30 protein-coding genes and 1 pseudogene are annotated in these 26891 nt (G+C 65.6%); 19 read left to right on the top strand and 12 right to left on the bottom strand.

Annotated elements, in window-relative coordinates:
- Positions 1–155: 155 nt before the first annotated feature.
- The gene (locus CUJ89_RS31470) at positions 156–1283 is read right to left on the bottom strand and encodes a molecular chaperone DnaJ (protein WP_114181135.1); all 1128 of its coding nucleotides are present in this window, start codon (positions 1281–1283) and stop codon (positions 156–158) included.
- A gap of 142 nt (positions 1284–1425) precedes the next feature.
- Positions 1426–3798 carry a DNA polymerase II gene (locus tag CUJ89_RS31465; RefSeq protein WP_114181134.1) on the bottom strand — a complete coding sequence of 791 codons (2373 nt, stop codon included), beginning with the start codon at positions 3796–3798 and terminating at the stop codon, positions 1426–1428.
- A 177-nt stretch (positions 3799–3975) separates the two neighbouring features.
- Between CUJ89_RS31465 and CUJ89_RS31460 the strand changes: the two genes are divergently transcribed.
- Both CUJ89_RS31460 and CUJ89_RS31455 read left to right on the top strand, forming a co-directional pair.
- Positions 3976–4560, top strand: coding sequence for a TetR/AcrR family transcriptional regulator (locus tag CUJ89_RS31460; RefSeq protein ID WP_114181133.1), 585 nt, complete (start codon positions 3976–3978; stop codon positions 4558–4560).
- Between the two features lie 85 nt (positions 4561–4645).
- Positions 4646–5386 (top strand): SDR family NAD(P)-dependent oxidoreductase, encoded by a 741-nt coding sequence (locus CUJ89_RS31455; protein ID WP_114181132.1) that lies wholly within the window; start codon positions 4646–4648, stop codon positions 5384–5386.
- A 41-nt stretch (positions 5387–5427) separates the two neighbouring features.
- Here CUJ89_RS31455 and CUJ89_RS31450 read toward each other — a convergent pair whose 3' ends face one another.
- Positions 5428–5694, bottom strand: a complete 267-nt coding sequence (locus CUJ89_RS31450; protein ID WP_114181131.1) for a hypothetical protein — start codon at positions 5692–5694, stop codon at positions 5428–5430.
- Between the two features lie 310 nt (positions 5695–6004).
- Here CUJ89_RS31450 and CUJ89_RS31445 point away from each other — a divergent pair, with 310 nt between their 5' ends.
- The 9 genes and pseudogenes from CUJ89_RS31445 to CUJ89_RS31405 form a co-directional block, all read left to right on the top strand.
- Positions 6005–6328, top strand: coding sequence for a hypothetical protein (locus CUJ89_RS31445; RefSeq protein ID WP_114181130.1), 324 nt, complete (start codon positions 6005–6007; stop codon positions 6326–6328).
- A gap of 501 nt (positions 6329–6829) precedes the next feature.
- On the top strand, positions 6830–7114 hold the full coding sequence (locus CUJ89_RS31440) for a hypothetical protein (protein WP_114181129.1): 285 nt from the start codon (positions 6830–6832) through the stop codon (positions 7112–7114).
- A gap of 332 nt (positions 7115–7446) precedes the next feature.
- Complete coding sequence (locus CUJ89_RS31435) at positions 7447–7650, top strand: cold-shock protein (RefSeq protein ID WP_085038287.1); 204 nt, start codon at positions 7447–7449, stop codon at positions 7648–7650.
- Positions 7651–8416: 766 nt separating this feature from the next.
- Positions 8417–8701, top strand: coding sequence for a hypothetical protein (locus tag CUJ89_RS31430; RefSeq protein ID WP_114181668.1), 285 nt, complete (start codon positions 8417–8419; stop codon positions 8699–8701).
- 47 nt (positions 8702–8748) lie between these two features.
- Positions 8749–8958 (top strand): hypothetical protein, encoded by a 210-nt coding sequence (locus CUJ89_RS31425; protein ID WP_114181667.1) that lies wholly within the window; start codon positions 8749–8751, stop codon positions 8956–8958.
- Between the two features lie 33 nt (positions 8959–8991).
- A complete protein-coding gene (gene rpsU / locus CUJ89_RS31420) occupies positions 8992–9204 on the top strand; it encodes a 30S ribosomal protein S21 (RefSeq protein ID WP_034189687.1) in 213 nt (70 codons plus the stop codon).
- Positions 9205–9213: 9 nt separating this feature from the next.
- Positions 9214–9420, top strand: a complete 207-nt coding sequence (locus CUJ89_RS31415) for a hypothetical protein (RefSeq protein ID WP_114181128.1) — start codon at positions 9214–9216, stop codon at positions 9418–9420.
- A 46-nt stretch (positions 9421–9466) separates the two neighbouring features.
- A complete protein-coding gene (locus CUJ89_RS31410; RefSeq protein ID WP_114181127.1) occupies positions 9467–9808 on the top strand; it encodes a hypothetical protein in 342 nt (113 codons plus the stop codon).
- A gap of 15 nt (positions 9809–9823) precedes the next feature.
- A pseudogene (locus CUJ89_RS31405) lies at positions 9824–10009 on the top strand (IclR family transcriptional regulator C-terminal domain-containing protein); the annotation flags it as partial.
- 30 nt (positions 10010–10039) lie between these two features.
- Here the strand turns inward: CUJ89_RS31405 and CUJ89_RS31400 are convergent.
- Both CUJ89_RS31400 and CUJ89_RS31395 read right to left on the bottom strand, forming a co-directional pair.
- Positions 10040–11644: an EAL domain-containing protein gene (locus tag CUJ89_RS31400; RefSeq protein ID WP_114181126.1), complete on the bottom strand. Its 1605-nt coding sequence runs from the start codon at positions 11642–11644 to the stop codon at positions 10040–10042.
- Between the two features lie 634 nt (positions 11645–12278).
- Entirely contained in the window at positions 12279–12578 is a 300-nt protein-coding gene (locus CUJ89_RS31395) for a hypothetical protein (RefSeq protein ID WP_114181125.1), read from the bottom strand.
- Between the two features lie 279 nt (positions 12579–12857).
- On the opposite strand from CUJ89_RS31395, the gene CUJ89_RS31390 reads away from it, so the two are divergent.
- Entirely contained in the window at positions 12858–13247 is a 390-nt protein-coding gene (locus tag CUJ89_RS31390; protein ID WP_114181124.1) for an OsmC family protein, read from the top strand.
- A 146-nt stretch (positions 13248–13393) separates the two neighbouring features.
- On the opposite strand, the gene CUJ89_RS31385 is transcribed toward CUJ89_RS31390, so the two are convergent.
- Positions 13394–13828, bottom strand: a complete 435-nt coding sequence (locus CUJ89_RS31385; protein ID WP_114181123.1) for a phosphatase — start codon at positions 13826–13828, stop codon at positions 13394–13396.
- Positions 13829–14151: 323 nt separating this feature from the next.
- A complete protein-coding gene (locus CUJ89_RS31380; protein WP_114181122.1) occupies positions 14152–15510 on the bottom strand; it encodes an NAD(P)/FAD-dependent oxidoreductase in 1359 nt (452 codons plus the stop codon).
- Positions 15511–15609: 99 nt separating this feature from the next.
- On the opposite strand from CUJ89_RS31380, the gene CUJ89_RS31375 reads away from it, so the two are divergent.
- Entirely contained in the window at positions 15610–16563 is a 954-nt protein-coding gene (locus CUJ89_RS31375) for a LysR family transcriptional regulator (protein WP_114181121.1), read from the top strand.
- A gap of 34 nt (positions 16564–16597) precedes the next feature.
- On the opposite strand, the gene CUJ89_RS31370 is transcribed toward CUJ89_RS31375, so the two are convergent.
- Positions 16598–16795 carry a hypothetical protein gene (locus CUJ89_RS31370; protein WP_236655013.1) on the bottom strand — a complete coding sequence of 66 codons (198 nt, stop codon included), beginning with the start codon at positions 16793–16795 and terminating at the stop codon, positions 16598–16600.
- Positions 16796–16985: 190 nt separating this feature from the next.
- Between CUJ89_RS31370 and CUJ89_RS31365 the strand changes: the two genes are divergently transcribed.
- Both CUJ89_RS31365 and CUJ89_RS31360 read left to right on the top strand, forming a co-directional pair.
- A complete protein-coding gene (locus CUJ89_RS31365; protein WP_114181120.1) occupies positions 16986–17909 on the top strand; it encodes an AraC family transcriptional regulator in 924 nt (307 codons plus the stop codon).
- A gap of 142 nt (positions 17910–18051) precedes the next feature.
- The gene (locus CUJ89_RS31360) at positions 18052–18939 is read left to right on the top strand and encodes an NAD(P)H-binding protein (protein ID WP_114181119.1); all 888 of its coding nucleotides are present in this window, start codon (positions 18052–18054) and stop codon (positions 18937–18939) included.
- 34 nt (positions 18940–18973) lie between these two features.
- Here CUJ89_RS31360 and CUJ89_RS31355 read toward each other — a convergent pair whose 3' ends face one another.
- Together CUJ89_RS31355 and CUJ89_RS31350 are read right to left on the bottom strand one after the other, a co-directional pair.
- Positions 18974–20176 carry a benzoate/H(+) symporter BenE family transporter gene (locus CUJ89_RS31355; protein WP_114181118.1) on the bottom strand — a complete coding sequence of 401 codons (1203 nt, stop codon included), beginning with the start codon at positions 20174–20176 and terminating at the stop codon, positions 18974–18976.
- Positions 20177–20417: 241 nt separating this feature from the next.
- Positions 20418–21443 carry a fatty acid desaturase gene (locus CUJ89_RS31350; RefSeq protein WP_114181117.1) on the bottom strand — a complete coding sequence of 342 codons (1026 nt, stop codon included), beginning with the start codon at positions 21441–21443 and terminating at the stop codon, positions 20418–20420.
- A gap of 293 nt (positions 21444–21736) precedes the next feature.
- On the opposite strand from CUJ89_RS31350, the gene CUJ89_RS31340 reads away from it, so the two are divergent.
- A complete protein-coding gene (locus CUJ89_RS31340; RefSeq protein ID WP_114181116.1) occupies positions 21737–22561 on the top strand; it encodes a phosphate/phosphite/phosphonate ABC transporter substrate-binding protein in 825 nt (274 codons plus the stop codon).
- A 24-nt stretch (positions 22562–22585) separates the two neighbouring features.
- On the opposite strand, the gene CUJ89_RS31335 is transcribed toward CUJ89_RS31340, so the two are convergent.
- Positions 22586–23341: a GntR family transcriptional regulator gene (locus CUJ89_RS31335; protein ID WP_114181115.1), complete on the bottom strand. Its 756-nt coding sequence runs from the start codon at positions 23339–23341 to the stop codon at positions 22586–22588.
- Between the two features lies 1 nt (position 23342).
- A complete protein-coding gene (locus CUJ89_RS31330; protein ID WP_114181114.1) occupies positions 23343–25031 on the bottom strand; it encodes a sigma-54-dependent Fis family transcriptional regulator in 1689 nt (562 codons plus the stop codon).
- A 305-nt stretch (positions 25032–25336) separates the two neighbouring features.
- On the opposite strand from CUJ89_RS31330, the gene CUJ89_RS31325 reads away from it, so the two are divergent.
- The 3 genes from CUJ89_RS31325 to CUJ89_RS31315 are packed head-to-tail and all read left to right on the top strand — an operon-like array spanning position 25337 to position 26866.
- Entirely contained in the window at positions 25337–25549 is a 213-nt protein-coding gene (locus tag CUJ89_RS31325) for a phenol hydroxylase subunit (RefSeq protein WP_236655012.1), read from the top strand.
- 16 nt (positions 25550–25565) lie between these two features.
- Complete coding sequence (locus CUJ89_RS31320; protein ID WP_114181112.1) at positions 25566–26561, top strand: phenol hydroxylase; 996 nt, start codon at positions 25566–25568, stop codon at positions 26559–26561.
- Positions 26562–26596: 35 nt separating this feature from the next.
- Positions 26597–26866 carry an MmoB/DmpM family protein gene (locus tag CUJ89_RS31315; RefSeq protein WP_114181111.1) on the top strand — a complete coding sequence of 90 codons (270 nt, stop codon included), beginning with the start codon at positions 26597–26599 and terminating at the stop codon, positions 26864–26866.
- The last annotated feature ends 25 nt before the right edge of the window (positions 26867–26891 follow it).

The raw sequence follows: 26891 nt of genomic DNA, 5'->3' as shown, positions 1-26891 counted from the left end.
GGAAGTCGGGGTGTGGCGGAGAGGGAAGGCGGCCGGTTGCCGTCGCGCTGTCGGCAGGCGGCATCGTTGTTTCAGGTTGAGGGCGGCCCGGGTGGGCGGTCTCCCCTCGGCGATCGGCGCGTTTTACTGCTTCACCGCCGCAACCGCGTGCGCGCTTAAAACGGATCGTCGTCGAAGCGGGGGGATGCCTGCCGGCGCTTCACGTCTTTCAGCCAGTCCTTGATCTTTTCCGGATCGTCGAACTCGCGCAGTGCGATGTTCAGGTCATGGTTGCTGCGCTGAATAGCGGCAATGTCGCGCGTGAGCATGCGGACGACGGTATCGGGCGCCAGCTTGACGGACGGCGCGATCCCGTAAGCCCGCCGGAAACCGGTCTCGACGTGCAGGATCTCCTGATCCAGCTCGCGGAGCTGTTCCTCCAGGATGCCGTTGTAGCGCGTCAGTCGATCTTCACCGAGGCCGTTGATTGCATGGCGGTCGATCTGCTCGATCTCCAGTTGCAGTTCCAGCAGCTGCAGGAGATTGCCCTTCGCATAAGCGTGGTTGACCCGCTGCATCAGCACGGTCTTGCGTTCCTGTTCCCGGGGATCGGGTTCGCGATCGGGGTGCAGCGCGCTGGCAAGCTTGCGATAGACCTCGCGGATCGACCGGCTCGATTCGGCCTGCTCGGCTTCGCGCCTGGCTTGCGCGGCCGATTGCCTGGGCGATTTCTTGCGCTTGGCGCGCTGTGCCTCGCGGGCCTCGTGGTCGGCCATGTCCCGCTTGAACTGTTCGTCCAGTTCGGCTTGCACGCGCGCGATGAGTTCGTCGGGCGACAGCGTGTCGAGATCGTCGCCCGGTTCAACGCCGGGCATCGGCTCCGGTTCCGGCTTCATCTGCTGGAGATCGGCCGCTGCGTTGCTGCCGTGGTCGGATGCGCTGTGCCGGTGGTAGATGATTTTCAACTGCGCGTCGTCGTCGACGTCGAGCAAGTCGCGGGCCATATCGGCGATCAGCCCGGAGAGGGTGCGTTGCTCGGTCTTGCTCAATCCTTTCTGCAGAAAGGCGTCGTCGAGCCGATGGACCATTCTGATCCGCAACGCCGTCGACGCCTGTTCGAGCGGCAAGAGCCCGTCGACGAATTTTTTCTGGAAGACCGGCATGATGGCTTCCCACGCACCGAGGCGTTCGCGCCGCTTTTCGATTTGCTCGACGAGCGTGTTGAACGCTTTCTGGGCTTTCGACAGGCTGGCTGTCTCGTGGCTGGGCGCGATGACGACCGCGGCTCCGCGACGTGCGGTCATGATGGATGTCCTCTGGCCGCGGCAGGAGGCGCAGCAGGCCGATATTCTAGCTGGATGGGCGCTCCCGGGGACATGGATGTCTCGATCGCCGGCGGCCCGGCGCGACGCTGCGCGGCAGTTCGTGGAGAAGTGCGATGCGCCTTTAATCCTGAAACAACTGCCCTTGCCCGGAGATGACGCGTTCGAAATCGTCCGTCAGAAACGGCAGGATCGCATCGGCGACGGGTTGCAGCTGACGGCTCAGGTAGAACGCATAGTCGATCGGCGAGCGCATCGTCTCGAGCGGCTCGGGGCCGGCCGTCGTCATCACGTAGCTGATCCAGCCGCCGCGCTGATATTGCAGCGGCCGGCCCTGCGCGTGGTTGAACTCGTCGGCGATCCGCGCCGCGCGCACATGCGGCGGCACGTTGCGCTCATATTCGCGCAGCGGCCGGCGCACGCGTTTGCGGTAGACGAGCTGGTCGTCGAATTCGCCGGCCAGCGTGCGCTGCACGTAGTCGCGAATGAAATCCTGGTAAGGCTCGCGCCCGAACACGCGCCGGTACAGCTCGCGCTGGAACTGCTGCGCGAGCGGCGTCCAGTCGGTGCGCACCGTTTCGAGTCCCTTGAAGACGAGGTCTTCGCCGCCGTCGGCGGCCGCCACGAGGCCCGCGTAGCGCTTCTTGCTGCCTTCCTCCGCGCCGCGCACGGTCGGCATCAGGAACCGGCGGTAGTGACGTTCGTACTGCAGCTCCAGCGCGCTCTCGAGCCCGAAGTCCTCGCGCAATCGTGCTTGCCACCAGCGGTTCACGTGCTCGACGATCGCACGGCCCTTGCGTCCGGCTGCGTCGTCGTCGTGCGCTTGCCCGAGCCACACGAACGTCGAATCGGTATCGCCATAAATCACTTCGTAACCCTGAGCTTCGATCAACTCGCGCGTGCGGTGCATGATCTCGTGGCCGCGCATCGTGATCGACGATGCGAGGCGCGGGTCGAAGAACCGGCAACCCGTCGAACCGAGCACGCCGTAGAACGAATTCATGATGATCTTCAGCGCTTGCGACAGCGGCGCGTTGCGCTGGCGCTTCGCGTCGTCGCGGCCTTCCGACACGCGTCGCACGATGTCGGGCAGGCAGTGCGCGGTGCGCGAGAAGCGCGCGCCGAGAAAGCCGGGCACCGACGAGTCGTCGCCGGGGTTCGCCAATCCTTCGATCAGCCCGACCGGATCGATCAGGAACGTGCGGATGATCGATGGATACAGGCTCTTGTAGTCGAACACGAGCACCGAGTCGTACAGCCCGGGGCGGGAATCCATCACGAAGCCGCCGGGGCTGTTCTGTCCCGTCACGTCGCCGAGGTTCGGCGCGACATAGCCGAGCCGGTGCATGCGCGGCAGGTACAGGTGCGTGAAGGCTGCCACCGACCCGCCGGTGCGATCGGCCGCGAGCCCCGTGACGCTGGCGCGTTCGAGTGCGAAGGACAGCAGGTCGGCCTTGTCGAAGATGCGCGTGACGAGCTCGCAGTCTTTCAGGTTGTAGCGCGCGAGCGCGGGCTTGTCGTGATCGAAGCGGCGCTGGATCTCGTCCATCCGCTGGTACGGATTGTCGATCGACTTGCCTTCGCCGAGCAGCGCTTGCGATACGTATTCGAGGCTGAACGACGGGAACGTCCACGTCGCGGATTTCAGCATGTCGATGCCGTCGAGGATCAGGCGGCCGACCGCGCCCGCGAAGAAGTGGTCGGGCTGCTGGCCGTGCGCGCGCCAGTCGAGCACGCTGCCGCCACGCCCGAGCTTCAGCGGCACGCCGTATTGCTCCGAGTGTGCGTGCAGGATGCGCAGGTCGAACTGCACGAGATTCCAGCCGATCACCGCATCGGGATCGTGTTCGTCGAACCAGTCGTTGAGCCGCGCGAGCATCGCGGGCCGGCTGTCGCAGTAGTCGAGGCGGAAATCGACGGCGCTCGCGTCGCCGTTCGCCGGCCCGAGCATGTAGACCTGCCGTTGCCCGCAGCCTTCGAGCGCGATCGAGTACAGCTCGCCGTGGACGCTGGTTTCGATGTCGAGCGACACGCAGCGCAGCGCCGGGCGATAGCCGGTCGCGGGTTTCAGCTCGCCGCCGGTCAGCGTGCCGTCGCGGCCGGGCTCGCCGCGAAACTGCACGGGCGCGGTGATGAAGCGCTCCATCGCGTAGCGGTCGGGTGGCTGCACGTCGGCTTCGTAGACGTCGACGCCGGCCGCCGCCAGGCGCTTCTGGAGCCCGGATAGATGGCGGTAGCGCCGGCAATAGAGGCCGACGACCGGGCGCTGCCGGAAGTCGCGCAGCGCGAGCGGGCGCAATTCGGCATCGCGCTCGCCGGCCAGCACGCGTTCGGCGAGTGCTTGCTGTTCGACCGGCACGAACGCGACGGCTTCCTGCGGGCGCAACTGCACGCGGCGCGGACCGTGTTCGGTTGCCAGCCAGAACTCGATCTCGATGCCGGTCGCGGTGTCCCGCCAGTGGCGGGTGAGGATGAAACCCTGCTCGAACTCCGTCAAAACGCTTGCTCGTGGTGGATGCCCAGGCGGCGGATTTTAGCGCCTGGGCGCGGTCCGTGCCGAAGGGGCCGGCGTGCGAAATGGGGGCGGAGTCGTTTCCCGTCCCGCCGGCGATGCGTCGAACGTCGTCGGATAGGCGTTATTGACTGATGTGTCAATAACGCCTATCCTGCCGCCATGGTGAGACCACGTGAATTCGATCGGGACGAGGCGCTGGAGCGCGCATTGCGCGTGTTCTGGGAGAAGGGTTACGCCGCGACGTCCACGGACGACCTGCTGACCGCGATGAACATCGGCCGGCAGAGTCTGTACAACGCGTTCGGCGACAAGCGGAAGCTGTATGTCGAAGCGCTCGAACGCTATCAGTCGCAAAGCGTGTCGGGCCATGTCGCGCGGTTGACGGGCCCGGCGTCCGCGATCGCGGGCATCGAGGCGCTGCTGCTTGGGGTAATCGCCGCCCATGCAGCCGAGCGCGTGCTCGGCTGCATGGGCGTCAATGCGATCTGCGAATTCGGTGCGGTCGATCCCGAGCTTGCCGAGCTACGCGAGAAATCCGGCGCGGTGCTTGTCAGGCGGATCGTCGCGCGCGTGCGTGAAGGGCAGGACGCAGGTGAGATCGACCGTGCGGTCGACGCGCGCGAGGTCGCGAACTTCATTCTGACGACGATGCAGGGCATTCAGCTCGGCGCGCGCGCTGGCGCGAAGCCGCAGGCGTTGCGCACGACGGCCGAATTCGCGGCCGGTCGGCTCAAGGCGCGCTGATACCCGGGCAGGGAAACGCGCCGGCATGAAAGCCGGCGTTTTTTGTGACGAGTTATTGACTGATCGATCCATAAAGGAGCAAACCATGACGGACATTACTGGTGAGGCGCGCAAGGTCGCGATCGTATTCGGCGGGTCGCGCGGGATTGGTGCGGCGATTGCAAGACGGCTCGCGGCCGACGGCGCGGACGTGGCGTTCACCTACGTTTCGGCGCCCGAGCGCGCGCAGGAGACGGCCGCCGCGATCGAGGCGAGCGGGCGGGCCGCATTGGCGATCCGCGCCGACAGCGCGAACGCGGACGAGATCCGGCAGGCGGTCGCGCGCACGGTCGAGCGTTTCGGGCGTCTCGACGTCGTCGCAGTCAACGCAGGCATCCTGAAGACGGGCGACGTGTCGGCGGTCAGCGTCGAGGATCTCGACCGGATGCTGGCCGTCAATGTGCGCGGCGTGTTCCTGGCTGTTCAGGCCGGCGCCGCGCACCTGGCGCGCGGCGGCCGCATCGTCACGATCGGCAGCAATGTGGCCGTGCGCAGCGGGTATCCCGGCTCGAGCGTCTACTCGATGACGAAGGCCGCGGTGGCCGTGATGGTCAAGGGCGTCGCCATCGATCTCGCACCGCGCGGCATCACGATCAACAATGTTCAGCCGGGGCCCGTCGAGACCGACATGACGGCCGATCATCTCGATCACGTTCGGCCGCTCATTCCGCTGCAGCGGGCCGGCAGCCCGGACGAGGTCGCCGCGCTCGTATCGTGGCTCGCGAGCGCCGAATCGGCCTACATGACGGGCTCCAGCCTGACGATCGACGGCGGGATGGCGCTGTAGCGCAGCGTGGCGGGTGAGGATGAAACCCTGCTCGAACTCCGTCAAAAACGCTCGCTCGTGATGGATGCCCAGGCGGCGGATTTTGGCGCCTGGGCGAGGTTCCCGCCCGCGCCGGTCGAACCGATCTCGCCCATACCGATCCACGGATGGCCGCGCCGCGCAGCCTGCCATCCGTCCCATGCGGCGGCTGTCCGTGTGCCCCTCACATAGCCGTCCTGATCCCGAAAACGATATGCGACGGCCGTACGATATTCGCTTGGCGTGTCGCGAAACCACCATTGCTCGAACAGCTCGCGTTCGGTTGTCACAGGTGCGCCTCCGCTGACAAGATCTGCGTCGAATTCAATGGACCTGGAAGCTCGAAGCACGGCCGTACTAAACGCTTACGGATGAGATCTGTAAGCGCCGTGCCCGGCTATGGGTGTAGCAAGAATCAGTCCTGTTCCCCCTGCTTGAGGACCTCGAATACGGCTTTCCAGCCCGTTGGCGTATCGCTTTGCAAGGATGTCCAGGCACGGAGCCATGTCGGTCTGTCATCCGAATCATTTTGCCGGTGTGGCGTGTACGCATACCGGGAAGCGGCTACACTAAGATCAGGCTGAATTTCGGAGCAACATCATGATTGACGCCAATCCAAACAGCACCTTTCGGCACCTTCCACTGACACCCGAGCAAGATGCAGAAGTCCGGCACTACATAAAGAGGAAAAAGCAAAGGGGCGAACAATGGAATACCCCGGAACTGGCGATGATGCTCAAAGACATGCTCGATCCTCCTCCCGGCGACGACGAGGAGCCTGAGGCTGACGTTGACGTTGAAGAAACGAAACTGGCCTGCGAGCATGCAACGGCATCGATCGACGAGGCGATGGAATCCGTTTCCGCGAGTGAAGAACGCAATGCGGCAGTGGAAGCCGAGGAGATGAAGCACCCCAGGCGGTAGCGCTCCGCCGTGCCGGAAGCGCCAGCCGAAGCTGCGCTACCGTCCGGGCTCGACCGCTCGCGCGTTATCGCCGAGCGTGCATAACCGGGCCAGGTGTCCCTGCCCATTGACACGGTAAATTCTCCAAAGCTTTCTCGCTTTCGTATCGCCCGGTTGTATCCGTGACCGCCGGCGAAAGTAGAACCGTGTCCTGGGTACGACCTGCTGTCGAAACTGCGTCTCGCGCATGCAACCGCATCGTCGCGCGCATCGAAGCCAGCCAAATCGCCGCTGGCGTGTATTTCCCGTTCACTTCCGCGATGAAATGCCACCTCCGGATTCCGGTCTCCAAAGTATGCGTTCGCACTACAGCGAGGTGTGAATCGCGACGGCAGCGCGTATAGTGGGGCTAGCTGGTCATCCTCGGTGTTCGCGCGTCTGTTCGAGAATCGGGCATCTGCAAGAGGGGCGATGTCTGACCGATCATCTTCTTATGTAGCCGCGCCGGTTCGAGAAAACGCCATGAAGATTGACCGCAGTTCCATTCCCCACTACCTGGTCCTTCGTGCCGGCTGGCCACCCTATGTGTTGAATGCAGACCGCCTGGTGCTCCGCCGAGAAGCGAGCCCGCTGTTGCGGGCGTTCGCGCGCGCTGGCGGAAGGTTTGCACATATCGATGATGTCGCGTGGAACCTCTTCTCCGATGCGGAGGGCCTTTCAGTGGTCGAGCGTCGGGAGACGTGGTCCTTTGCGTTGATCACCGGAACCGAGACCGAGCATCAGTTACGTTTGCTGGCAACCCTCTGACATTGCCGTTGAGGCGGCGCGGCCATGGCCGACGAAAACACTCCACGAGATCCTTCAGGCGCGTTGGAACGACTTGCGGTTTTCCGGCGAGCGTGCGCGCTTCTGACCGCGATCAGTGACGACCGAACGACGGTAACGTGTTCTGCCCCTCGACCAAAAGCGCTTGACACACGCCTTGGCAAGGCGTACTGTCAGTCGCTGAAGTTTTCAAGAAGCGCGATTGCTGCTCATCATCGACCGCGACCTGCGGTATTCGTTGTCCTCTCCCTCCTTGATTCTTTTCCCGTGCCCATTTAGGGCGCATACGCTCGTCCATTTTCAGGAGATCTAATATGGATACCGGTACCGTCAAGTGGTTCAACGACAGCAAGGGCTTTGGTTTCATCACGCCGGACAAAGGCGGCGACGATCTGTTCGCGCACTTCTCCGAGATTCGCGGTGACGGCTTCAAGACCCTCGCCGAAGGCCAGAAAGTCAGCTACGAAACGAAGAGCGGCCCCAAAGGCCTGCAGGCTTCGAACATTACCCCTCTGTAATTCCTGCGAGTCGTGAGCCCCCCGTTCGCGGGGACGCACGTCACGGCCGCTTCTTACGCATTCCGCACCTTCGTCGCGGACGCAACACGCCTTGATGCAAGCCCTGCGGGGCCTCCTTTCGCATCCGGACGTCGAACATGCGCGCTGCAGATGCACTCCCTCGCAGCGCGCGTGTTCAGCCGCGTGTGCCTGATCGGATGAGCCCGGCTCATCCGATCGCGCAAGCGGCGCAGCAGGAGAACCTGCATGACCCGAAGTCAACCTCGCGGTAACAAGGTGCCTCCGCGTGCCAAGAATGTCATGGCCCTGCCCAAGCTCGGCACGGCATTGAACTGGGTACCGCCCAAGCTCCCCTCTGTCACGAAATCGCGCACGAAGAAGCGCCCGCTTGCTCCACAGTAGCGGATCGGATTAGCCGCTACGTTCCGACGAGGCGTCGTGGGCATCTTTGTATGAACAAAGCGACAGCGCCCCGGCCCGATTCGTCGTAACCCGACGTCGCGTGCCTGCCGGTCGTGCGCCCGTGCGTCGTTGCGTGCAGTCGGGAATAAGTTGGACGCCCCATAAACGATGCGCGTATGATGGGTTCATCTGAGCGATCATCAGCCCTCCGAGCGCTCGTCCCTCCATCTGCCCTCTTGCTGCATCGCCCCTCTCACGCGCTGCACCGTTGACCCTTTCACCCCCCGGCACGCCTTGCAGTGGCGATACTGGCCGGATGTGTTCGCCCATGCGATTCGTCGCGGCCGAACGCGAGGAGTTTGTCATGAGCATGCATGTCTACCGTGGATTCGAGATTTATCCACTGATTTACCCTCACGTGCCGGCACTGGATGGCAGCCCGCATAACTACGATGCCGGTTTCGACGCGGCCGTCAAGATTTGCCTTCGCGGTACCACGGACACGCTGACGCGGAGCCAGACTTTCAGATTGCGTGACAACTCTCCATTTGGTAGCGCCGGTGATGCACGTCGTGCTTCGCTGCGCTACGCCGAGAACATCATCGACGACAATCGCGACAAACAGGGTTTCTTTTCCAGCACGCTCTGACGCGACCCGGTCAGGCAACGCGATTTATCGGCAATTTGGAGGACGAAATGATCATCGACGAACTACTCGGTCTGATCAGGCGACACGAGGTCACTTGGGCCGGCGCCATTTTGCCCGCCGAAATGGCCGATTCGGCGCTGTGCCATCAACAAGAGTTGCAAATGTTCGTGGCGGTACGCGCACTATCGATCGGAGCCGGATATTCGGAGTTCGAGTCCGACGGGATAGCGAGTGCCGTCATGACACAGCTCGGCTAGTTTTCCGTTCAAACCTACCCAAACAGGATCTGCATGACGACTATCACACTCAAGGTAAACGAACCGATCGATGTCGCGCTCCGTCGATTCCGGCGAGGCATCGAGAAAACCGGGCTGATCCGGGAGCTGCGCAGTCGCACCGGCTATGAAAAACCCACGACGGAGCGCAAGCGGAAAAAGGCCAGCGCCGTTGCCCGGCAACGCTTGAGGGCGAAGCGCATGTTGCCGCCCCGCAAAATGTACTAGGAGAGCTTCGTGTACAACATCCCGGTCGAAGAGCCCCCGTTTTTCCCGCTGACAAAATGCGAAGTCGATTTCGATCAGCAGAAGGACATGGTGACACTGCTGCCGAGCTTCTATGCGTTCGGATGCGAGTACACCAGCCGCGGTTTTCTGATCGGGCGGGACGACGCGTTCAAATTGATTGCCGCGCTCGAGAAGGCGCTCAGCATCCAGGGATGAGCCGACGCCGACGCACTCGCGAGCATCGACAACGAGAAGATGGACCATGCGCGTCCCGGCCAAGTACGTAGATCTGCTCTATTTCCTTGTTGTCCTGCAACTCGTCACTCAAAGGCGGACTCGTGAGTGGCTGTCGCCGTTTGAACTCGTCGAATCGCTGCAAGCATGGCTTGTCATCCATCGTGCGAATTGCGAGTGGCGCGATCGCATCTGGATAGGTCATGCGTCGCTTCAGATCGCGAAGTCGGTGCGCCCGGTCGACAACGCTGCGTTTGCAGAGCCGCTTGTCAGTGCGGAGACGGATCCGACGCCCCCGCCACCGGACGCACTCGCGGATCGGTTGAGTCTGCGGATGAGGTGCATCCGTTACCTTCGGGAGCAGGTCTGATCGTCGCCGCACTCGCACGAGCGGCAGCAGGACTACGGCGAGGACAACGAGGAGCGGCAAGACGGCCTGCTGTGTCTCGCGGTGCCCGTGTTCGACCGTTTCGATCGTGCGATCGCGGGGCTGTCGATTTCGTTTCCGACGATGCACTACGGCGCGGATACGAAGGCGCATTACGTCGCACTGCTGAAGGTGTCCGCGCAGGATCGAGCGTGCGGCGCGGCGACGCTACCCCTACACCGACGCCCACGCGAAATCGCGCTTCAGGTTCTCCGCGCGCTGCGGCCGCTGATACAGGTAGCCCTGCGCGTATTGAATCCCGACCGCATGCAGCGCGCGATGCTGCGCTTCCGTCTCCACGCCCTCCGCGATGATCTTCAGGTCGTAGTGGTGCGCGACGGCCGCGATACCCTCGATCAATCCCGCACCGCCGCCGTTCAGTTGCGCCACGAACTGGCGATCGATCTTCACGTAGTCGAACGGAAAGCGCGACAGCATGTCGAGATTGCTGTGATGCGTGCCGAAATCGTCGATCGCGAACTTCGCGCCTTTCGACCGCAGCGCATGGAAGATCGCGGTGGTCCGCGCGTTCTTCTCGAGCAGGATGCGCTCCGTGACTTCGAGCACCAGCGTAGAGCCGGGCGGCAGCGAGCGGATCGCTTCTTCGACGACGGACACGAACCGCGCGCGTTCGAGATCCTTCGGCGCGATGTTCACGGCGATGCGCAGCGGTGCAGGCGGCGTCAGCGCGGCCAATTCGGACACGGCCGTCCGCAGCACGAATTCGGTCACCTTCGGCAGGATCGCGCTCGATTCGACCTGCGGGATGAACACGGCCGGGCTGATGGCCCCCCACTTGGGATGGTGCCAGCGCAGCAGCGCCTCGACGCCGACCGTCCTGCGTGTCTGCACGTCGACGATCGGCTGGTAGACGACATGGAACTCGTTGCGCCTGAGCGCGTGGCGAACGGCCTTCAGCAACAGCCGCCGCGGCGCCATCGCCAGCAGGTAGGCGGCCATCACGAGGCTGTCCGCCAGCAGCACGATCATCGCGCAGAGCAGCCGATAGTGGCGCTGGACCTGCGATGCATGGTGCGTCGACGCGACGACCGACACCGTGAACGGCCAGCGGTGCGACGCGATCGCGCTTCCGCCTGCGGGGCCCGGCGCCGATTCCAGCGCGAACTTCCCGTGCTGGTCGAGACGGCCCGAACCCGCGATCGACAGCGTCGCGGTTTCCGCGCCGTCGCGGGCGCTGTGCGCGAGCGCATCGGCCACATAGTCGCCCTCGATCAGGTACAGGACACCCGCGCCGTGCGCGGTGGCACGAAACACCGACAGCACCGGAATGCCGTGCTGAAACGGCGTCTGGCGCAGCAGCGTGACGATCGTCGATCCCGGTTCCGGTTCGCGCGTGTAGGCGTCGAGCGGCAAGTCGATCGCGCCGAGCGCCGACGAGCACGTGACGCGGCCGTCGTTCACCAGGGCGACGGCGCGCAGGTAGCGCAGGCGCGTGCCCACTTCGGCCAGCGTCCGGAATACCGACGTGCATGGCCGCCCGACGAGCGCGGTCAGTTCGTCCGAATGTCGCAGGCGAGCGCCGTCCAGGATGCGATCCACCGAGGCCACGATGTCGTTCGCGACGATGCGTTCATGCGTGGTGACGGCATCGCGCGCGTAGCGATCGGCAAGCGCGATCGCGAATGCGGGCACCAGCACGCAAACGATCACGGCGACGAAAAAGACAACCCGCGGCCACGCGCCGCTGCGCTGGAAAACTGGCTTCGAGCCTGGCGTGAGTGCCGACATTCCCGCGGTTGCCTTTGGTGTGGTGCGCATGGAGCGGCAGGAAGAACCGGTCGATGTACAAACGGCGCGCATGCGTCATGCCGGGTTCGGGCAAGGCGGTGCGCGCCGGTAATCGGGATGCTAATCGATTCAACGGCTGCGATGGGCATAAAACGCACCGTCTCGATCGGCCATTCGTTCGGAGGCTTGCCTCTATAACATGTGCATGTTGCGCATGTATATTGACGTAGCGCACCGAAAAAAAACCCGACCGCATGGTAGTGCGGCCGGGACGAAAGACACCGTCTCTTGGCACGAGGATGGTGCGCGGCAAGTATAAGATGTGGCGCGAGATTACGAAATATTGTTATTCAACAAATGGTGGAGTTTTGTGATTGCGTCTCGACAGGAAATATTTTCGCAAGGTGCCGTTCCCGGCGATTTGCCGGCGGCGCGCGAGCGGTCGCTGCGCGGTACGGTCGCCATCAGCGGAGGACACTGACCGCTATCGAAAGGTGAACGAAAGAAAATGCTGTCGCTGCTCGATCGTATTGCCGACCCCGCGATGCGTGCCGGTATCGCCGGCACTTTTATGCAGGTGCTGAAGCGGTCTGACGTTGAATGAACGATGCGGTGTGGGTGAACACAGGGACGTGGCTGGCCGCTACGTCGGGCCCGCCGCGATTCAGAAATCGTTGCGCATCTTGTGCAGCAGGTCGCCGGCCGATTGGTGCGTATCCACCGCGGTGAGGACATCGGTCAGGAACCACGGCAGGTTCAGTTGCGTATCGGAATCGCCGACGCATACGCGGATCGGCGGCGCCTTTGATGGCGAGCGGGCGTCATGCGTGACGTCCCGGGACGGGACGCAATTTTTTGCGTGCGCTGGAACCGGCGCGGCGGCGCCGGAGGGTGCGCCGGCGGCTGCCGGCAAGCTGACGGCGGCAAGCAGGGTCAGTACAGCGACAGTGGCAACGCGTTTCATCGAGTTCTCCGGCGATGCACGTTCGACCGCGCGGGCGGACGCGAGTTCGTTGGCGACGCGGCTGCGTCACCCGCTCATCCGCGCGCGACGCTTGCCGCCCGCGCAGGCCGCCGGCTGCGCCACTGCTGCGGCGATTCACCGGTCCATCATCTGCAGCAGCGCGTCGTCCGGCTGTCGAGCGTCGCTGAGCCGGTTACGACGGATTCCGGTATCGATCGTTGCCTTCCAGCGTCGATCGCGTCGCCTTAACCTGCAGGCATCGTTCAACCGGAGATGCACATGGTCACGGCCACCCGAACGGGCAAGCCCTACAGTGTCGAAGTCAGTAACGGATGCCGCTTCGTGCGTTCGGATACGCGAAAGGACGGCAAGGGCGGCGATGCCGGCATGCGGCCGCACGAACTGCTCGAGAGCGCGCTCGCTGCCTGTATCTGCATGCCGCTCGACATGGCCGCCGAACGGGAGCAGGTAACGCTCCCTGACGCAACGGTGGAAGTCGTCGTCGACCGCCTCGGCAGCGAAACCGTCTTCAACGTATCGCTGCGCTTCGCGGAAGCGTTGTCGGCATCAGGGCAGGCACGGGTTCGTGACGTCGTGCGCGCCTCCCCGGTCGCGCGCACGCTCGGCAAGCCGATACGCGTGAATCTGGCCGGGTTCGTCACCGACTGATGCCGCCATGCATCACGGATACTCGTCACACCGCTGCAACCCTGCGTAGTCGTGAAAGTGGCTGCCCGGCGCGATCTTCGCGCCGCCGCACGCGGCCTGGCAATCGTCGGATTGCGGCCGGCCGCCGCCGGCCCGCGTGCCCGCGTTCAGTGCAGGCCAGCCGATGCGATCGATCGCACCGTGTCGGTGATGCTCACGCAGCGCGACAGGCCGAAATGTTCGGCTTCGCGGCGTTCCGGTTCGCTGCTCGCAATCGCCACCGCACGTTCGGGCGGCACGCCGAGCGCTTGCAGCGCGACGTCGAAAGGATGCTGCTTTGATCCGGAGTCCTGCTTATTGGCGTCCGTGACGACGACCGAGAAGCGGTCGAGGTTCGCGCGGCCGAACTGGCCTTCGAACATGTCGCTGAGCCGTGCGGCCGGCAGCGTCGTGACGAGACCGAGTCGATATCCTTCTTCCGACGCGCGATCGAGCCACTGGATGATCGCGTCGCGCTGATCGCGCGCTTCGCGCGAATCCGGTGTCGCTTCGATCTGCGCGAATGCAGCGTCGAGACGGGTGACGATGGCTTCGATAACCACGGTGATTCCTCTTCAGAGACGTGATGATCCGTTCGCCGACGGGAATGCCACACACCTTAGCGTCGATCCGGAAAACGCGACCAATTAATATTTATATCCGACTCATACGATTCGACTAATGAATGGGGTGGCGAGCCAGAGTGGGCGCGGGATGCGTGTCATGCGGCGTTTTCCGCGCGAAAGGCATCGTATCGACGGCCTTCAATGTGATGTACCAGACTCGCGCACGCTGCGAATGCACCGGAGATGTGCAAATAAAAAACGGCGTACCGGGCGATGCGTGCCCGATACGCCGTCTTGCGATGCTGCGTGTCAGCCGTTGATCAGTGCAGCTTGATCGACGGCTGGTTGCGGCTTTGCAGCCAGTGGCTCAGCGACTGGAACAGCGCGCGCTTCAGCCCGTATACGCTGAACAGGTGCTTGCGGTACAGGAACTTGTACAGGCCGATCGCGGCGAGCCCGTCGACGATCAGCGAGCGCGAACGCACGCCGAGGTCGGCCTGGTACACGGCGCCGGCCTGCCCGAGCGACACGACGGTGCCCGCGTCGTGGAACGTGAAGCCCGCCACCGGCTTGCCGGCGACACGGCGCGCGAATGCGTGGATCAGATACACGGCCTGCTGGTGCGCGACCTGCGCGCGCGGCGGCAGGAAGCCGCTCGCGCCGGCCGACGGGCACGCGGCGCAATCGCCGAACGCATACACATGGGGATCGTCCGGCGTCTGCAACGTGTCGGTCACGATCACCTGGTTCGCCCGATTGAGCGCGATGTCACCGATCTCCCGCAGGATCGCGGGCCCCGCGACGCCGGCCGCCCAGATCGTGATGTCGCTAGCGAGCCGTTCGCCCGTCGCGGTCGTCACGGCATCCGCGCCGACCTCCGCCACGCGCGTGTCTGTCAGAACGTCGACGTTCAGCGCGCGAAGCTGCACGTGCATCTTTCCGGACAGCCGCGCGTCGAGCGCCGGCAAGATGCGCGGGCCGCCTTCGATCAGCCGGATGTGCACGTCGCGTGCGGATACCAGTGCCTTGAAACGGTATGTCGTCAGTTGCTGGATCGCGTGCCGCAGCGCGGCGGCCAGCTCGACGCCGGTCGCGCCCGCGCCGATCACGTTGACGCAGATCGGCGCCGCGCGCCGTGCCGGATGCTGCTCGGCCTGGTGATTCGCCTTCGTGCACGCCGCGAGGAACTTCCGGCGGAAATCCTCGGCCTGGTCGAGGTTTTCGAGCGGCAGCGCATGGCGCGCAGCGCCCGGCACGTTGAAGAAGTTCGTCACGCTGCCGACCGCCAGCACGAGATCGTCATAGCCGAGCTCGCGCTGCGGCAGGATTTCGGTGCCGTCGGCGTCCTGCACGGCGGCGATCGTCGCCGTGCGGGCGGCGCGGTCGACCCGCTGCAGCGCGCCCTGCACGAAGCGGAAACCGTGGCGCTTCGCCTGCGCCGCGTATTCGATCGTGTGGGACGCCGGGTCGCGATGGCCCGACGCGGCTTCGTGCAGCAGCGGCTTCCAGAAGTGCGTCGGGTAGCGGTCGACGAGCACGACTTCGGCTTGCCCGCGGCGTCCGACCGTATCGCCGAGACGCGTGGCGAGCTGCAGGCCGCCGGCGCCGCCGCCGACGATCACGATGCGCGGCATGCGCGGCGCGCGGTCCGTTGCAAGGTTGGGCGTGGTGTTGTCCATGTTGGGCTCCCGCTGATGACGATTCGGATGACATTGCTCAGGAACCGACGATATAGTTTCGAACCCACTCGAACAATTTAATGTTTATAAGCGACTCATATGTATTCACTTATAGGAAAGACCGCGACGTTCCGGCAGCTGAAGGCGCTGGACATGATCGCGCGGCTCGGCAGCGTGTCGCGGGCGGCCGAGGAGCTGAACCTTACGCAGCCGGCCGTTTCGCTGCAGGTTCGCCTGCTCGAGGAGGCCGTGGGCGCCGCCGTGCTGCAGCGGGTGGGGCGCGGCGTGCAGTTGACCGCGGCCGGCGAGATCGTCGCGCGCTATGCGCGCGAGATCCTGCATCTGTGGAGCGAGGCCGGCGACGAAGTGGCGGCGTTGACGGGCGATCTCGGCGGCACGCTGCGGATCGGCGCGATTACGACGGCCGAGTATCTGATCCCGCCGCTGCTCGTGAAATTCACCGCGACGCGTCCGCACGTGAAGACGTATTTCAAGGTCGGCAACCGCGACGACATCATTCGCATGCTCGCGACGCATGAAATCGATCTCGCGGTGATGGGCAGCCCGCCGAAGGAGCTGCGCACGCATGCGGTCGAGTTCGCGAAACATCCGATGGTGTTCGTCGCGGCGCCTGGTCATCCACTGATGCAGCGCAAGCGCGTCACGCTGAAGGATCTCGAGTCCGCGCACCTGCTGGTGCGCGAACGCGGCGCGGGCACGCGCTCGACTGTCGAGACCCTGTTCAAGACGGCCGGCTACCGATTCCATGTGGGTTCCGAATTGTCGAGCAACGAGGCGATCAAGCAGATGGCCGAAGCCGGGCTGGGCATCGCATTCCTGTCGTTGCACGCGTGTGCACTCGAACTGCGCACAGGGCTGCTTGGGCAGTTGCCGTTTCCGGGCAGCCCGATCGAGCGCGAATGGGTGGTGGTCACGCTCGCCGACCGGCGAATCTCGCAGGTGACGGGGCTGTTTCGCGATTTCCTGATCAAGCAGGGCGCGCCGGTGATCGACGGCGCGACGGTGGCGCCGCACGAGCGGCGGCGCAAGTAGGCGCAGGCGGGCGGACGCCGCTCGCGCCGGCCGGTCAGACGAGTCCGAAGTCGTCGTTGCTGTCGGGAATGGACGCGAGCAGCCGTTCGAGCCGACGCCAGCCGACGACGCGCAGGCACCATTCGGCAACGGCAGACCGGGCGCCATTGGCGCGGGAGAGGGTGTGAAGGCGGGCGGCGCCGGACGGCGGCAGGGCGGCGATTGCCGCGCGCCGCGGGCAGGAATGGGACATGACGGGCTCCGTAGGTGTCGGATGGAGCGATCGTAAGTGGCACGGCGCCCGCCGGCGCTCACGCAAGGATCGGCTTGAGCAGGAACGGATGATCTTTTTCATCGGTCCCGATCCGGCCCCCGCAGGCCCGGCACGCCGGCAGAAAACGCGTCACAATGCGCGTTCATACACGAGCGGATGGAGCCAGGCCATGAGCGATCCGATTCTCGCCGCACCGCCGGACAACGGCGTGCCGGTCAGCCTGCGTTCCAGCAGCGGGCGCGGCTGGCGAGGCTTCGGCGCGGCGCTGCTCGACATTCGCGCCGGCACGTACCGGATTCCGGCGGCCGACCATCACCGCATCGGCGTGCATATCGGCTCGCCCGTTCGCGCGGACTGCGTGTGCGACGGCGAGCGCGTGTCGCGCATCCAGGCGCACGGCGATGTCGACGTGATTCCGGCCGGCCTGCCCGGCCAGTGGACCGACAGCGCCGACTGCCGGATCCTGCACATCATGCTCGGCGACACGTTCGTGCGGCGGACCTTCGAGCACCTCGAGTTGAAGCCGTCGCAGGCGCAGATCCGCCGCCGGCTGCAGGTGCGCGACCCGCGCCTGCAGCACATCGCGTGGGCGATGGCCGCCGAACTCGAAGCGGACGACGCGTCGGACCCACTCTATGCGGAAAGCCTGTGCACGGCGCTGGTCGCGCGGCTGGTCGACAGCCAGCCGACGTTCCGCGAGCGCCGGCGTGCGCTCGCGCCGAAGGCGGCGGCGCGCGTGATCGACTATGTCGAGGCGAACCTCGACCGGCGCATGACGCTGGCCGAACTCGCTGCGCTCGTGTCGATCAGCGTGCCCCATTTCAAGGTGCTGTTCCGCGAAACGCTCGGGATGCCCGTGCACCAGTACGTCGTGCGGCGCCGGGTCGAGCGTGCGAAGACGCTGCTGCTCGAAGGCCGGCTCAGCATCAGCCAGATCGCGCTCGAAGCCGGTTTCGCGCACCAGAGCCACATGGCGAACTGGATGAACCGCGTGCTCGGCGCGACGCCGACGGAGATCGCGCGATCGGGAGGGCGGGGCGGGCTCAGGCTTGCTTATGACGGCGAGGACAGCGAGAAGCCTTCACGTCGATAGCCGCCGGTGGGCGTGCGGGCCGCGCGATCCGTGCGCGACCTCGCATCTCGTCATCCTTTCCTGTTCGAATCATCCCTTCCTGCGCGCCGTCCTGGCCGCGCATGCAGACAATCACTACACCTTCATCCCACAGGAGCGGATCGTGTTCGTGATCTTCGGTGCATCCGGCAACGTCGGCCTGTCGACCGTAACGACCCTGCGTAACGCAGGCCATCCCGTGCGCGCGGTGCTGCGCGACACACGTCATCGTGAACGCTTCGAGCAGCTCGGTTGCGACGTGGCGATTGCGCCGCTGACGGACTTGAGCGCGGTCGCGGCGGCGATCGACGGCGCGCGGGCCGTGCAGATGCTGTGCCCGGTGCCCGTCGCCGACAGCGATCCGGCCGTGACGATGACGCGAACGATCGACATCGCGACCGCCGCCCTCGCCGCGAACCCGCCGCCGGCGCTGCTCACGCTGTCGGACTACGGCGCGGAGCGCGACGGCAATACGGGCATCACCCGTTTGTTTCATTACCTCGAGGAACGGCTGAAAACGATCCCGACGCAACTGACGCTGCTGCGTTCGGCCGAGCATCTGCAGAACTGGATGCGGATCCTGCCGGTCGCGCTCGGAACCGGCGTGCTGCCGAGCTTTCATCATCCGGTGACCAAGGTATTTCCGACAGTCTGGGCGCCCGATGTGGGCGTCGTTGCGGCGGGGCTGCTGCTCGATGCGGCCGAAGGCGGCAACGGGCCGCGCATCGTCAGCGTCGAAGGGCCGCGGCGGGTGAGCGTGACGGCGATCGCAGATACGCTCGGCGCGGCGGCCGGCCGCGCGATCGTTGCGCATGAGCTGCCGCGCGACACATGGACCGCGACGCTGCTGCGCGCGGGGCTCGGCGAACGCCATGCGCAGTTGATCGTCGATCTCTACGACGTGCACAACGCCGGACAGATCGACGTCGAGGCCGGCGTGTCGGAGCGGCTTTACGGGACGACGACGCTGACGGATGCGCTCGCGCAACTGGTGCGCCAGCACGCGCGATGATCGAGGCGGCGGCGAGCGCTGCGCACGATGCGCATCACGCCGGCCGCCGCACCTTGTTCAGTACCGCATACGAAAGCGACCCGATCACGATTCCCCAGAACGCGGAGCTGAGCCCGAGCCACGTCATGCCCGACGCGGTCGCGAGGAACGTGATCACCGACGCTTCGCGGTGGTTCTCGTCCTCGAAGATCCCATGCACGTTCGCGCTGATCGCGCCGATCAGCGCGAGCCCCGCGAGGATCGCGACGAACGCTTTCGGCAACGCGAAGAACACCGTGACGATCGTGCCCGCGAAGAGCCCGCCGATCAGGTAGAACGCGCCGTTCGCGAGCCCCGCGACGTAGCGCCGGTCCGGATCCTCGTGCGCGTCTTTGCCGGTGCAGAGCGCCGCGGTGATCGCTGCGACGACGATCGTGATTCCGCCGAAGCACGCGACGACGAGCGACATCACGCTGGTGGCCGTGATGATCGGGCGCGCGCTCGTGTGATAGCCCGACACGCGCAGGATCGTCATCCCCGGCAGGAACTGGCCGGTGAGGCTGACGACGACGAGCGGCAGCGCGAGGCTGAGCGTCGTGCCGAGCGTCCATTCGGGTGCGATGAAGATCGGCCGCGCGATGCTCGGCGACACGTTGCCGAGATGCGTCATCCCGAGCAGCGTCGCGAGCGCGGCGCCCGTCAGCAGCACGAGCACGATGCTGTAGCGCGGCAGCAGGCGCCTGAAGATCACGTAGGCCGCGATCATCCCGAACGCGAGCGCGGGCTGCGCGGACGCGGCGGCGAACGCATGCGTGCCGAACGGCAGCAGGATGCCGGCCATCATCCCGCACGCGATGCCGCGCGGAATGTGGCGCACGAGCCGGTCGAAATAGCCGGTCACGCCGATCAGCAGGATGATCAGCGCGGCCGTGATGTACGCGCCGACGGCCTGGTTGAGCGTCAGTTGCGGAAACAGGCCGACGAGCAGCGCGGTGCCGGGCGCCGACCACGCGGTGACGACCGGCACCTTCAGCTTCCAGCTCGCGAACAGGCCCGATACGCCCGCGCCGATCGAGATCGCCCAGACCCACGACGACACCATGGCGTTGGACGCGTGGGCCGCCTGCGCGGCCTGGAAAAAGATCGCGAGCGGGCCCGCATAGGAAATCAGTACCGCGAGAAAGCCCGCGGTGATCGCGGAAACGGACCAGTCGTTGCCGATCGCGCGGATCGCGCCGGGCGGGGTGTTCGGTTGCATCGTCGTCGGGGAATGGGGCGCTGGGCCGGACCGCAGAGCCGGGGCGAATGATTGTTGGAAGCCCCGGATGAGCCGCCATTCTGGGCATTGCCAGCACAATTGGCAATTCGTCGGCGAAGATCGGTGCCGTCGGCTTTTCGTAAGAAATTCGCGGCGGGGCGGATAGATCGTCGACCGCGCGGTCCTGCGCCTGCAGTGTCGATTCGGTCGACTTCACGACGACGTGCGGCTTCGTCGAACGTCAGGTACTGACCTGCAGCACTCCGTCGATCACTGCCACCTTCACTCCGCTGCCTGTCGACAGCGATTCCGTGCCTTGATCGAACGGATGCACGGGCGCATCGGTCGGCGTCCACGCATGGCGCGCCAGCAGCTCGCGATACCCGCCGCGGATCACGAAGCCGCCGCATTTTTCCGCATACGCATCGCGCCGCATCCGGTAGGCGCGCGGCAGGTCGTACCACGGCAGCTTCGGCAGGTCGTGATGGACGAGATGATAGTTGTTGTTCAGGTACAGCAGCCGCATCGCGACGCCGGCCTCGTTGATCGCGATGCGCGCCTTCGGGCGCGGCGCGGCGCGGTGCTCGTAAAGCGAGCGGATCATCGCCAGCGACAGCGCGGGCCACGTGACCGCCAGCAAGTAGTACCACCACGGCACACCGATCGCCCATTGCAGCCACGCGAGCAGCGCGACCACGCATGCAGCGTGCATCGCCCACATCGGCACATAACGGAAGTCGCCGCGCCGGAACGCGGCGAACGCATCGGCGAACGTCGCGGCGATGCTCAGCGGCGGCCCGACGACGATCCGCCCGACGAAGGTCTTGCGTGCGACCGTCAGCGCGCGACGCCAGCGCGGCAGCCGCGCCCAGCGTTCGCGTGCAACATAGTTCGTTTCGGGATCGACGCCGGGCACGGTCAGGTCCGCGTCGCGGTGATGGTCGAGGTGCGTGTCGCGATACAGCGTGTACGGATACCAGACCGTTAGCGGCGGATAGCCGAGCAGCCGGTTCACGCATGCGGAGCGCGTCGGATGGCCGTGCAGCAGCTCATGCTGCAGCGACAGGTGCCACGCGCCGAGCAGGATCAGCGGCGGCGTCGCGGCCGCGAGCGACAGGCGCTCCGCACGCACGAGCAGCAGCACGGCGAGCCAGCCGCCGTAGATCGCGACGACCAGCAGCCAGGTCGGCCATTCGGTGCGGGCGGTGAAGCGGGCGTCGAGCGCGGCAATCGCGCGCGCGTGGTCGACGTCGAAGTATTCGGCCATGGTGCTGAAGCGGGATGGAACGGGCGGCGCGGGCAATCGAGCCGGTGCGCCGGCCCGGATGCCCGGGCGTCGCGCGGATCACGGTCGGCCTGCCCCGCATGGCGCGCGGCGGCGATGCGGAGGCAGGCATCGGGACGTTACCGGGAGGGCGCGGTATGACCAACCAATCGATTCGCATTTGCTTATCGTCGTGCGGCCGATAAGCTTTCAGGCCGCCGTGGCACGTTCGGCACCTGTTTTAGCGTGATCGAACCGGATTCCGCCGCGCCAATATCGATGCGTAGAATGCGGGCATGAGCCAATGGATCGCAGCACTGCCGATGTACAACGTGACGCCGCGCCACGCCGAACTGTGGCGCGCGCTGCTGCGCGACGCGCTCGATGCGTTCGCGCAGGCGGGCGGGCCCGCCGACGTCGTGCTGCCCGGCGAGCCGTTCGACGATCTGCATGCGCTGTGGCGGCGCGACGATCTGCTGCTGTCGCAGACCTGCGGCTACCCGTACCGGATGCTTGGCTTGCGCGACACAGTTCGATTGATCGCGACACCCGCATTCGACGCGGACGGCTGCCGCGGTGCGCACTACAGCAGCGTGCTGGTCGTGTCGGCCCGTGTACATGCGGGCGGCGCGACGACGCTCGCCGCATGTCGCGGGCTGCGGGCCGCATTCAACGGCGAGGATTCGCACAGCGGAATGAACGCGTTCCGGCACGCGGTTGCGCCACACGCGCACGATGGAAGATTCTTCGGATCGGTCACGCCGTTCGGTTCGCACCTGAACGTGCTGCGTGCGCTGGCGTCAGACGAAGCCGATTGCGCGGCGATCGACTGCGTGACGTTCGCGTATGTGCGCGATGCGCTGCCCGACTTGCTGAACGACATCCGGATCATCGATACGACGGCATCCGCGCCGGGGCTGCCGTTCATCGCATCGCGGGCGCTGGAGGAAGCGCGGGTCGCCGCGTTGCAGGATGCGCTCGATCACGCAGCCGCTGCCGATGCGGAACGGGCGAGGGTATTGCGGTTGAAGGGATTCGAGCAGTTGTCGCCGCACGACTACGATACGATTGCGTGGTTCGCGCGGGATGCGGCCGCGCACGGGTATCCCGAACTCGCCTGAGCGTCGCGAGCGCGCCGTCTTGCGCTAGAACGGCAGCGTGCCGGGCGGCGCGTTGCGCACCACGGCGAGCGTCGTGCCGATATGGTCTTCGAGCGCGAGCGCGGCGCGTGCATCGGCACGCCGCATCGCGGCTTCGTACAGGCACGTGTGTTCCGCATGCACGTCGCGTTTCGAATCGCCGAGCCCGATACACACACGCCGGTAACGTTCGCTTTGCTGCGACAGCATGCGCAGGATCAGATAGGTCCACGGCGTCGCGGCGGCCGAAATCAGCGCTTCGTGAAAGCGCCGGTTGCACGCTTCCCATGCGGTCCGGTGCGCGATCGATACCGGCTGCTCCCATGCCGACAGCATCTCGAAGCTCTGGCGCACGCGCTGCGCCCATGCATCGTCGCCGCGTCGCACGGATTCGCGCAGCGCATCGACCTCGATGTGAATGCGCAGCCGCGTGATCGCTTCCAGGTCGTCGACCGACATCGGCGTCACGCGAAAGCCGCGCTGCCCTTCGGCCACGACCAGTGCGTCGCTGACGAGCCGCGTGAGCGCTTCGCGCAGCGTGCCTGCGCCAACACCGTACACGTTCTTCAGATGCTCGACGCGCAGCTTCGCGCCTGGCGGGTAGTGCCCTTCGATGATGTGCTGACGAAGCTGGTGGTACGCATGCTCGCTGAGCGTGCGCGCGTGCGGTTCGACCGGGTCGTCGGCGGCGGGCTCGGTCGCGCCCGACGCGTCGTCGGGCAGCGCGTCGTCGACCGGATGCGCGGGCAGGATGGTGTTCATGTCACGCGTCCTCCTGATCCTGTTTGCGGTTGAGGCGATAGCTGAGCTGCGCGCGCGTCAGGCCGAGCAGGCGCGCGGCGGCCGACAGGTTGCCGTTCGCGCGGTCGACGGCCTCGTGCAGCAGCGCGCGTTCGAGGCCGTCGAGCCCGCCGCCGCCCTGCAACTGATCGAGGATCGTCGCGCAGTCGATCGACAGGGCGGCCGCCGGCCGGATCTGCCCGGCTCGGTCGACCGTCGCGCCGCCGGGCAGCCCGACACCGGGGAACAGGTCCTTCGCGTCGACCGGGCGGTTGGGACGCGACAGGATCACCGCGCGCTCGATCAGGTTCTCGAGCTCGCGCACGTTGCCGGGCCACCGGTAGCCGCGCAGCGCGTCGTATGCATAGTCGGTCAGCGTGGGCGTCGGCTTGCCGTGCAGCGACGCGAAGCGCTCGAGCATCGCATCGGCGAGCAGCGCGATGTCGTCCTGACGGTCGCGCAGCGGCGGAATCAGCACGGGGTAGACATTGATCCGGTAGAAGAGGTCGGCGCGAAAGGTGCCGTCATTCACGGCCTGTTCGAGGTCGCGGTTGGTCGCCGCGACGACGCGGACATCCACCTTCCTGCCGTCGGTCGCGCCGAGCCGCTCGACCTCGCCTTCCTGAAGCACCCGCAGCAGCTTCGCCTGCACGTCGAGCGGCAATTCGCCGATCTCGTCCAGGAACAGCGTGCCGCCGTCCGCGCGTTCGAAGCGCCCGGCACGCGCGGCCTGCGAGCCCGTGAACGCGCCCTTCTCCGCGCCGAACAGCTCCGATTCGATCAGCGCGTGCGGAATGGCCGCGCAGTTGATCGCGACGAACGGCTTCGCGGCGCGCGGGCTGAGGCTGTGCAGCGCGCGGGCGAACCGCTCCTTGCCGACACCCGTCTCTCCCGTGAGCAGCACGGCCACCTTGGTCGGCGCCGCCGTTTCGAGCAGCGCATAGGCGCTGCGAAACGCATCGGAGCGCCCGACGAGCCGGGTCCGGCCATCGTCGGGCGCGATCTCGAGGCGCAGCGATTCGACCTCGGTCTGCAGGTCGCGGAGCGTATTGATCAGCGAGTCGGCCTTGAACCACGACGAGATTTCCTCGGCGTCGGGCCATTCCTCGGCCGGCTTGCCGACGATCGTGCAGTGCGCGTCGTGCATGCCGACGCAGCCGGTTTCCTTGAACAGGATCGTCCGACCGATGAAGGCGCTCGTATAACCGGTCGCATAGCCGATCAGCATCCAGCACACGGGCTCGGGCTGCGGTCCGAACGTGCGGCGGTGCACGTCGGCTTCCCATGAGTGTTCCCAACGGTACTCGCAATAGAACGCGCCCGTCGCGGGGTCGGCTTCGAAGCGCAACGGCGTGACCTGCACGGCGCCTTCGAGCATGTGCAACTGAGGGCCGACGTGGAACATGTCGAACAGCGATGCGCCGCTGCGGATCTCGCGGGCGAGCGCGGCGTCCCGTTCGCCGGCGGCGAAGCCGACGCGCGTGAAGAAACGCCGCGTCTGCGCCGGCCCGACGCTTTCCATCAGTTCCTGGCGCAGCGTCGCCAGTGCGCCGGCATGCAGCAGCACCATCCGTTGTCCGGCGAGCCAGATGCGGCCGTCGCTCGCCGAAAAATGGATCAGCTTGCGCAGGTCGGTGTCCGGTGGCAAGGGGGGCAGGCTGGGCCGCGTCATGTCTCCTCCGTCGAGATTTCTCGTGATTTTAGAAATTTACGCAACCGGCGCCGCAGGGCCGGCAGCGATTTGATCATTTCATCAAATGCGTGCGATCGGGTTGATCAAATGGTGAAGAAGGCCGCCAAATCTAGGGTTTGGCGTGATCGCCCGGGCGCGGTTTCCGTTCTGGTTAACCGCCATTGTGGATCGCGAATTCGAACTTCGCGTCAGGGCTTTCCCTGAATTATCGAGATTTTTTGACGAACCGGTCGCGGATGGCATGGATGCTGCATTGAGGTACGGGCATGGAGGCGACACCGATCATGAATCAACCCGATACCGATCTTCCCCTGCTCGACCCGGCCCGCAAGTGCGTCCGCGTGACCGGCACGAACGTTCGCGGCTTCGTCGAATTCGAGTTTTCGATCGGCGGCGCGCCGGACCTGTTCGTCGAACTGGCGTTGTCTCCTGCCGCCTTCGACGCGTTCTGCCGCGAACAGCACGTCACGCGGCTGGACGTCGAAGCGAACCCATGACCTTGAGGAGCAAGAAGTGACCATCGAGCTGAAGACAGTCGACATCAAGCCGCTCCGGCACACCTTTGCGCATGTCGCGCAGAACATCGGCGGCGACAAGACGGCGACGCGCTACCAGGAAGGCATGATGGGCGCGCAGCCCCAGGCGAACTTCCATTACCGCCCGACGTGGGACCCCGATTACGAGATCTTCGATGCGTCGCGTTCGGCGATCCGGATGGCGAACTGGTACGCGTTGAAAGACCCGCGCCAGTTCTACTACGCGTCGTGGGCGACGACGCGGGCGCGCCAGCAGGACACGATGGAATCCAACTTCGAGTTCGTCGAATCGCGCCGGATGATCGGCCTGATGCGCGACGACGTCGCCGCGCATGCGCTCGACGTGCTGGTGCCGCTGCGTCATGCCGCGTGGGGCGCGAACATGAACAACGCGCAGGTCTGCGCGCTCGGCTATGGCACCGCGTTCACCGCGCCTGCGATGTTTCATGCGATGGACAACCTCGGTGTTGCGCAGTACCTCACGCGTCTTGCGCTCGCGATGGCCGAGCCCGACGTGCTCGATACGGCCAAGGCGGCGTGGACGACCGGCGCCGCATGGCAGCCGCTGCGCCGCTATGTCGAGGACACGCTGGTCGTCGCCGATCCGGTCGAGCTGTTCGTCGCGCAGAACCTCGCGCTCGACGGGCTGCTTTATCCGCTCGTCTACGACCGTTTCGTCGACGAACGGATCGCGCTCGCGGGCGGCTCGGCCATCGCGATGCTGACGGCGTTCATGCCCGAATGGCATGCCGAATCGAACCGCTGGATCGACGCGGTGGTGAAGACGATGGCGGCCGAATCCGACGACAACCGCGCGCTGCTCGCGCGCTGGACGCGCGACTGGTCCGCGCGGGCCGACGCGGCGCTCGCGCCGGTGGCGGCGCTGGCACTGCATGACGCCGGCCGCGCGGCGCTCGACGAGGTGCACGAACAGTTCCAGGCACGGGTCGTAAAGCTCGGCATTGCGCTCTGACGACGGGCCTCCGTCACTCAATCAAGGAAACCAGCATGTCCAACGTATTCATCGCCTTCCAGACCAATGAGGAATCCAGACCGATCGTCGAGGCGATCGTCGCGGACAACCCGCTCGCGGTGGTGGTCGAGTCGCCCGGCATGGTCAAGATCGATTCTCCCGACCGGCTGACGATCCGCCGCGAAACGATCGAGGCACTGACCGGCACGCGGTTCGACCTGCAGCAGCTTCAGGTGAACCTGATCACGCTGTCCGGCCACATCGACGAGGACGACGACCAGTTCACGCTGAGCTGGACGCACTGAACGCCGCGCAACGCGCACCGACAAC

This window comes from Burkholderia pyrrocinia (assembly GCF_003330765.1).
GTDB lineage: Bacteria > Pseudomonadota > Gammaproteobacteria > Burkholderiales > Burkholderiaceae > Burkholderia > Burkholderia pyrrocinia_B.
This window is presented reverse-complemented; position numbering and strand designations above follow the sequence as displayed.

Coding starts and splice junctions, on each gene's coding strand:
- CUJ89_RS31470 (WP_114181135.1), bottom strand. CDS start 1,283: ATGACCGCACGTCGCGGAGCCGCGGTCGTCATCGCGCCCAGCCACGAG.
- CUJ89_RS31460 (WP_114181133.1), top strand. CDS start 3,976: ATGGTGAGACCACGTGAATTCGATCGGGACGAGGCGCTGGAGCGCGCA.
- CUJ89_RS31455 (WP_114181132.1), top strand. CDS start 4,646: ATGACGGACATTACTGGTGAGGCGCGCAAGGTCGCGATCGTATTCGGC.
- CUJ89_RS31445 (WP_114181130.1), top strand. CDS start 6,005: ATGATTGACGCCAATCCAAACAGCACCTTTCGGCACCTTCCACTGACA.
- CUJ89_RS31440 (WP_114181129.1), top strand. CDS start 6,830: ATGAAGATTGACCGCAGTTCCATTCCCCACTACCTGGTCCTTCGTGCC.
- CUJ89_RS31435 (WP_085038287.1), top strand. CDS start 7,447: ATGGATACCGGTACCGTCAAGTGGTTCAACGACAGCAAGGGCTTTGGT.
- CUJ89_RS31430 (WP_114181668.1), top strand. CDS start 8,417: ATGAGCATGCATGTCTACCGTGGATTCGAGATTTATCCACTGATTTAC.
- CUJ89_RS31425 (WP_114181667.1), top strand. CDS start 8,749: ATGATCATCGACGAACTACTCGGTCTGATCAGGCGACACGAGGTCACT.
- rpsU (WP_034189687.1), top strand. CDS start 8,992: ATGACGACTATCACACTCAAGGTAAACGAACCGATCGATGTCGCGCTC.
- CUJ89_RS31410 (WP_114181127.1), top strand. CDS start 9,467: ATGCGCGTCCCGGCCAAGTACGTAGATCTGCTCTATTTCCTTGTTGTC.
- CUJ89_RS31400 (WP_114181126.1), bottom strand. CDS start 11,644: ATGCGCACCACACCAAAGGCAACCGCGGGAATGTCGGCACTCACGCCA.
- CUJ89_RS31395 (WP_114181125.1), bottom strand. CDS start 12,578: ATGAAACGCGTTGCCACTGTCGCTGTACTGACCCTGCTTGCCGCCGTC.
- CUJ89_RS31390 (WP_114181124.1), top strand. CDS start 12,858: ATGGTCACGGCCACCCGAACGGGCAAGCCCTACAGTGTCGAAGTCAGT.
- CUJ89_RS31380 (WP_114181122.1), bottom strand. CDS start 15,510: ATGGACAACACCACGCCCAACCTTGCAACGGACCGCGCGCCGCGCATG.
- CUJ89_RS31375 (WP_114181121.1), top strand. CDS start 15,610: ATGTATTCACTTATAGGAAAGACCGCGACGTTCCGGCAGCTGAAGGCG.
- CUJ89_RS31370 (WP_236655013.1), bottom strand. CDS start 16,795: ATGTCCCATTCCTGCCCGCGGCGCGCGGCAATCGCCGCCCTGCCGCCG.
- CUJ89_RS31365 (WP_114181120.1), top strand. CDS start 16,986: ATGAGCGATCCGATTCTCGCCGCACCGCCGGACAACGGCGTGCCGGTC.
- CUJ89_RS31355 (WP_114181118.1), bottom strand. CDS start 20,176: ATGCAACCGAACACCCCGCCCGGCGCGATCCGCGCGATCGGCAACGAC.
- CUJ89_RS31350 (WP_114181117.1), bottom strand. CDS start 21,443: ATGGCCGAATACTTCGACGTCGACCACGCGCGCGCGATTGCCGCGCTC.
- CUJ89_RS31340 (WP_114181116.1), top strand. CDS start 21,737: ATGAGCCAATGGATCGCAGCACTGCCGATGTACAACGTGACGCCGCGC.
- CUJ89_RS31335 (WP_114181115.1), bottom strand. CDS start 23,341: ATGAACACCATCCTGCCCGCGCATCCGGTCGACGACGCGCTGCCCGAC.
- CUJ89_RS31330 (WP_114181114.1), bottom strand. CDS start 25,031: ATGACGCGGCCCAGCCTGCCCCCCTTGCCACCGGACACCGACCTGCGC.
- CUJ89_RS31325 (WP_236655012.1), top strand. CDS start 25,337: ATGAATCAACCCGATACCGATCTTCCCCTGCTCGACCCGGCCCGCAAG.
- CUJ89_RS31315 (WP_114181111.1), top strand. CDS start 26,597: ATGTCCAACGTATTCATCGCCTTCCAGACCAATGAGGAATCCAGACCG.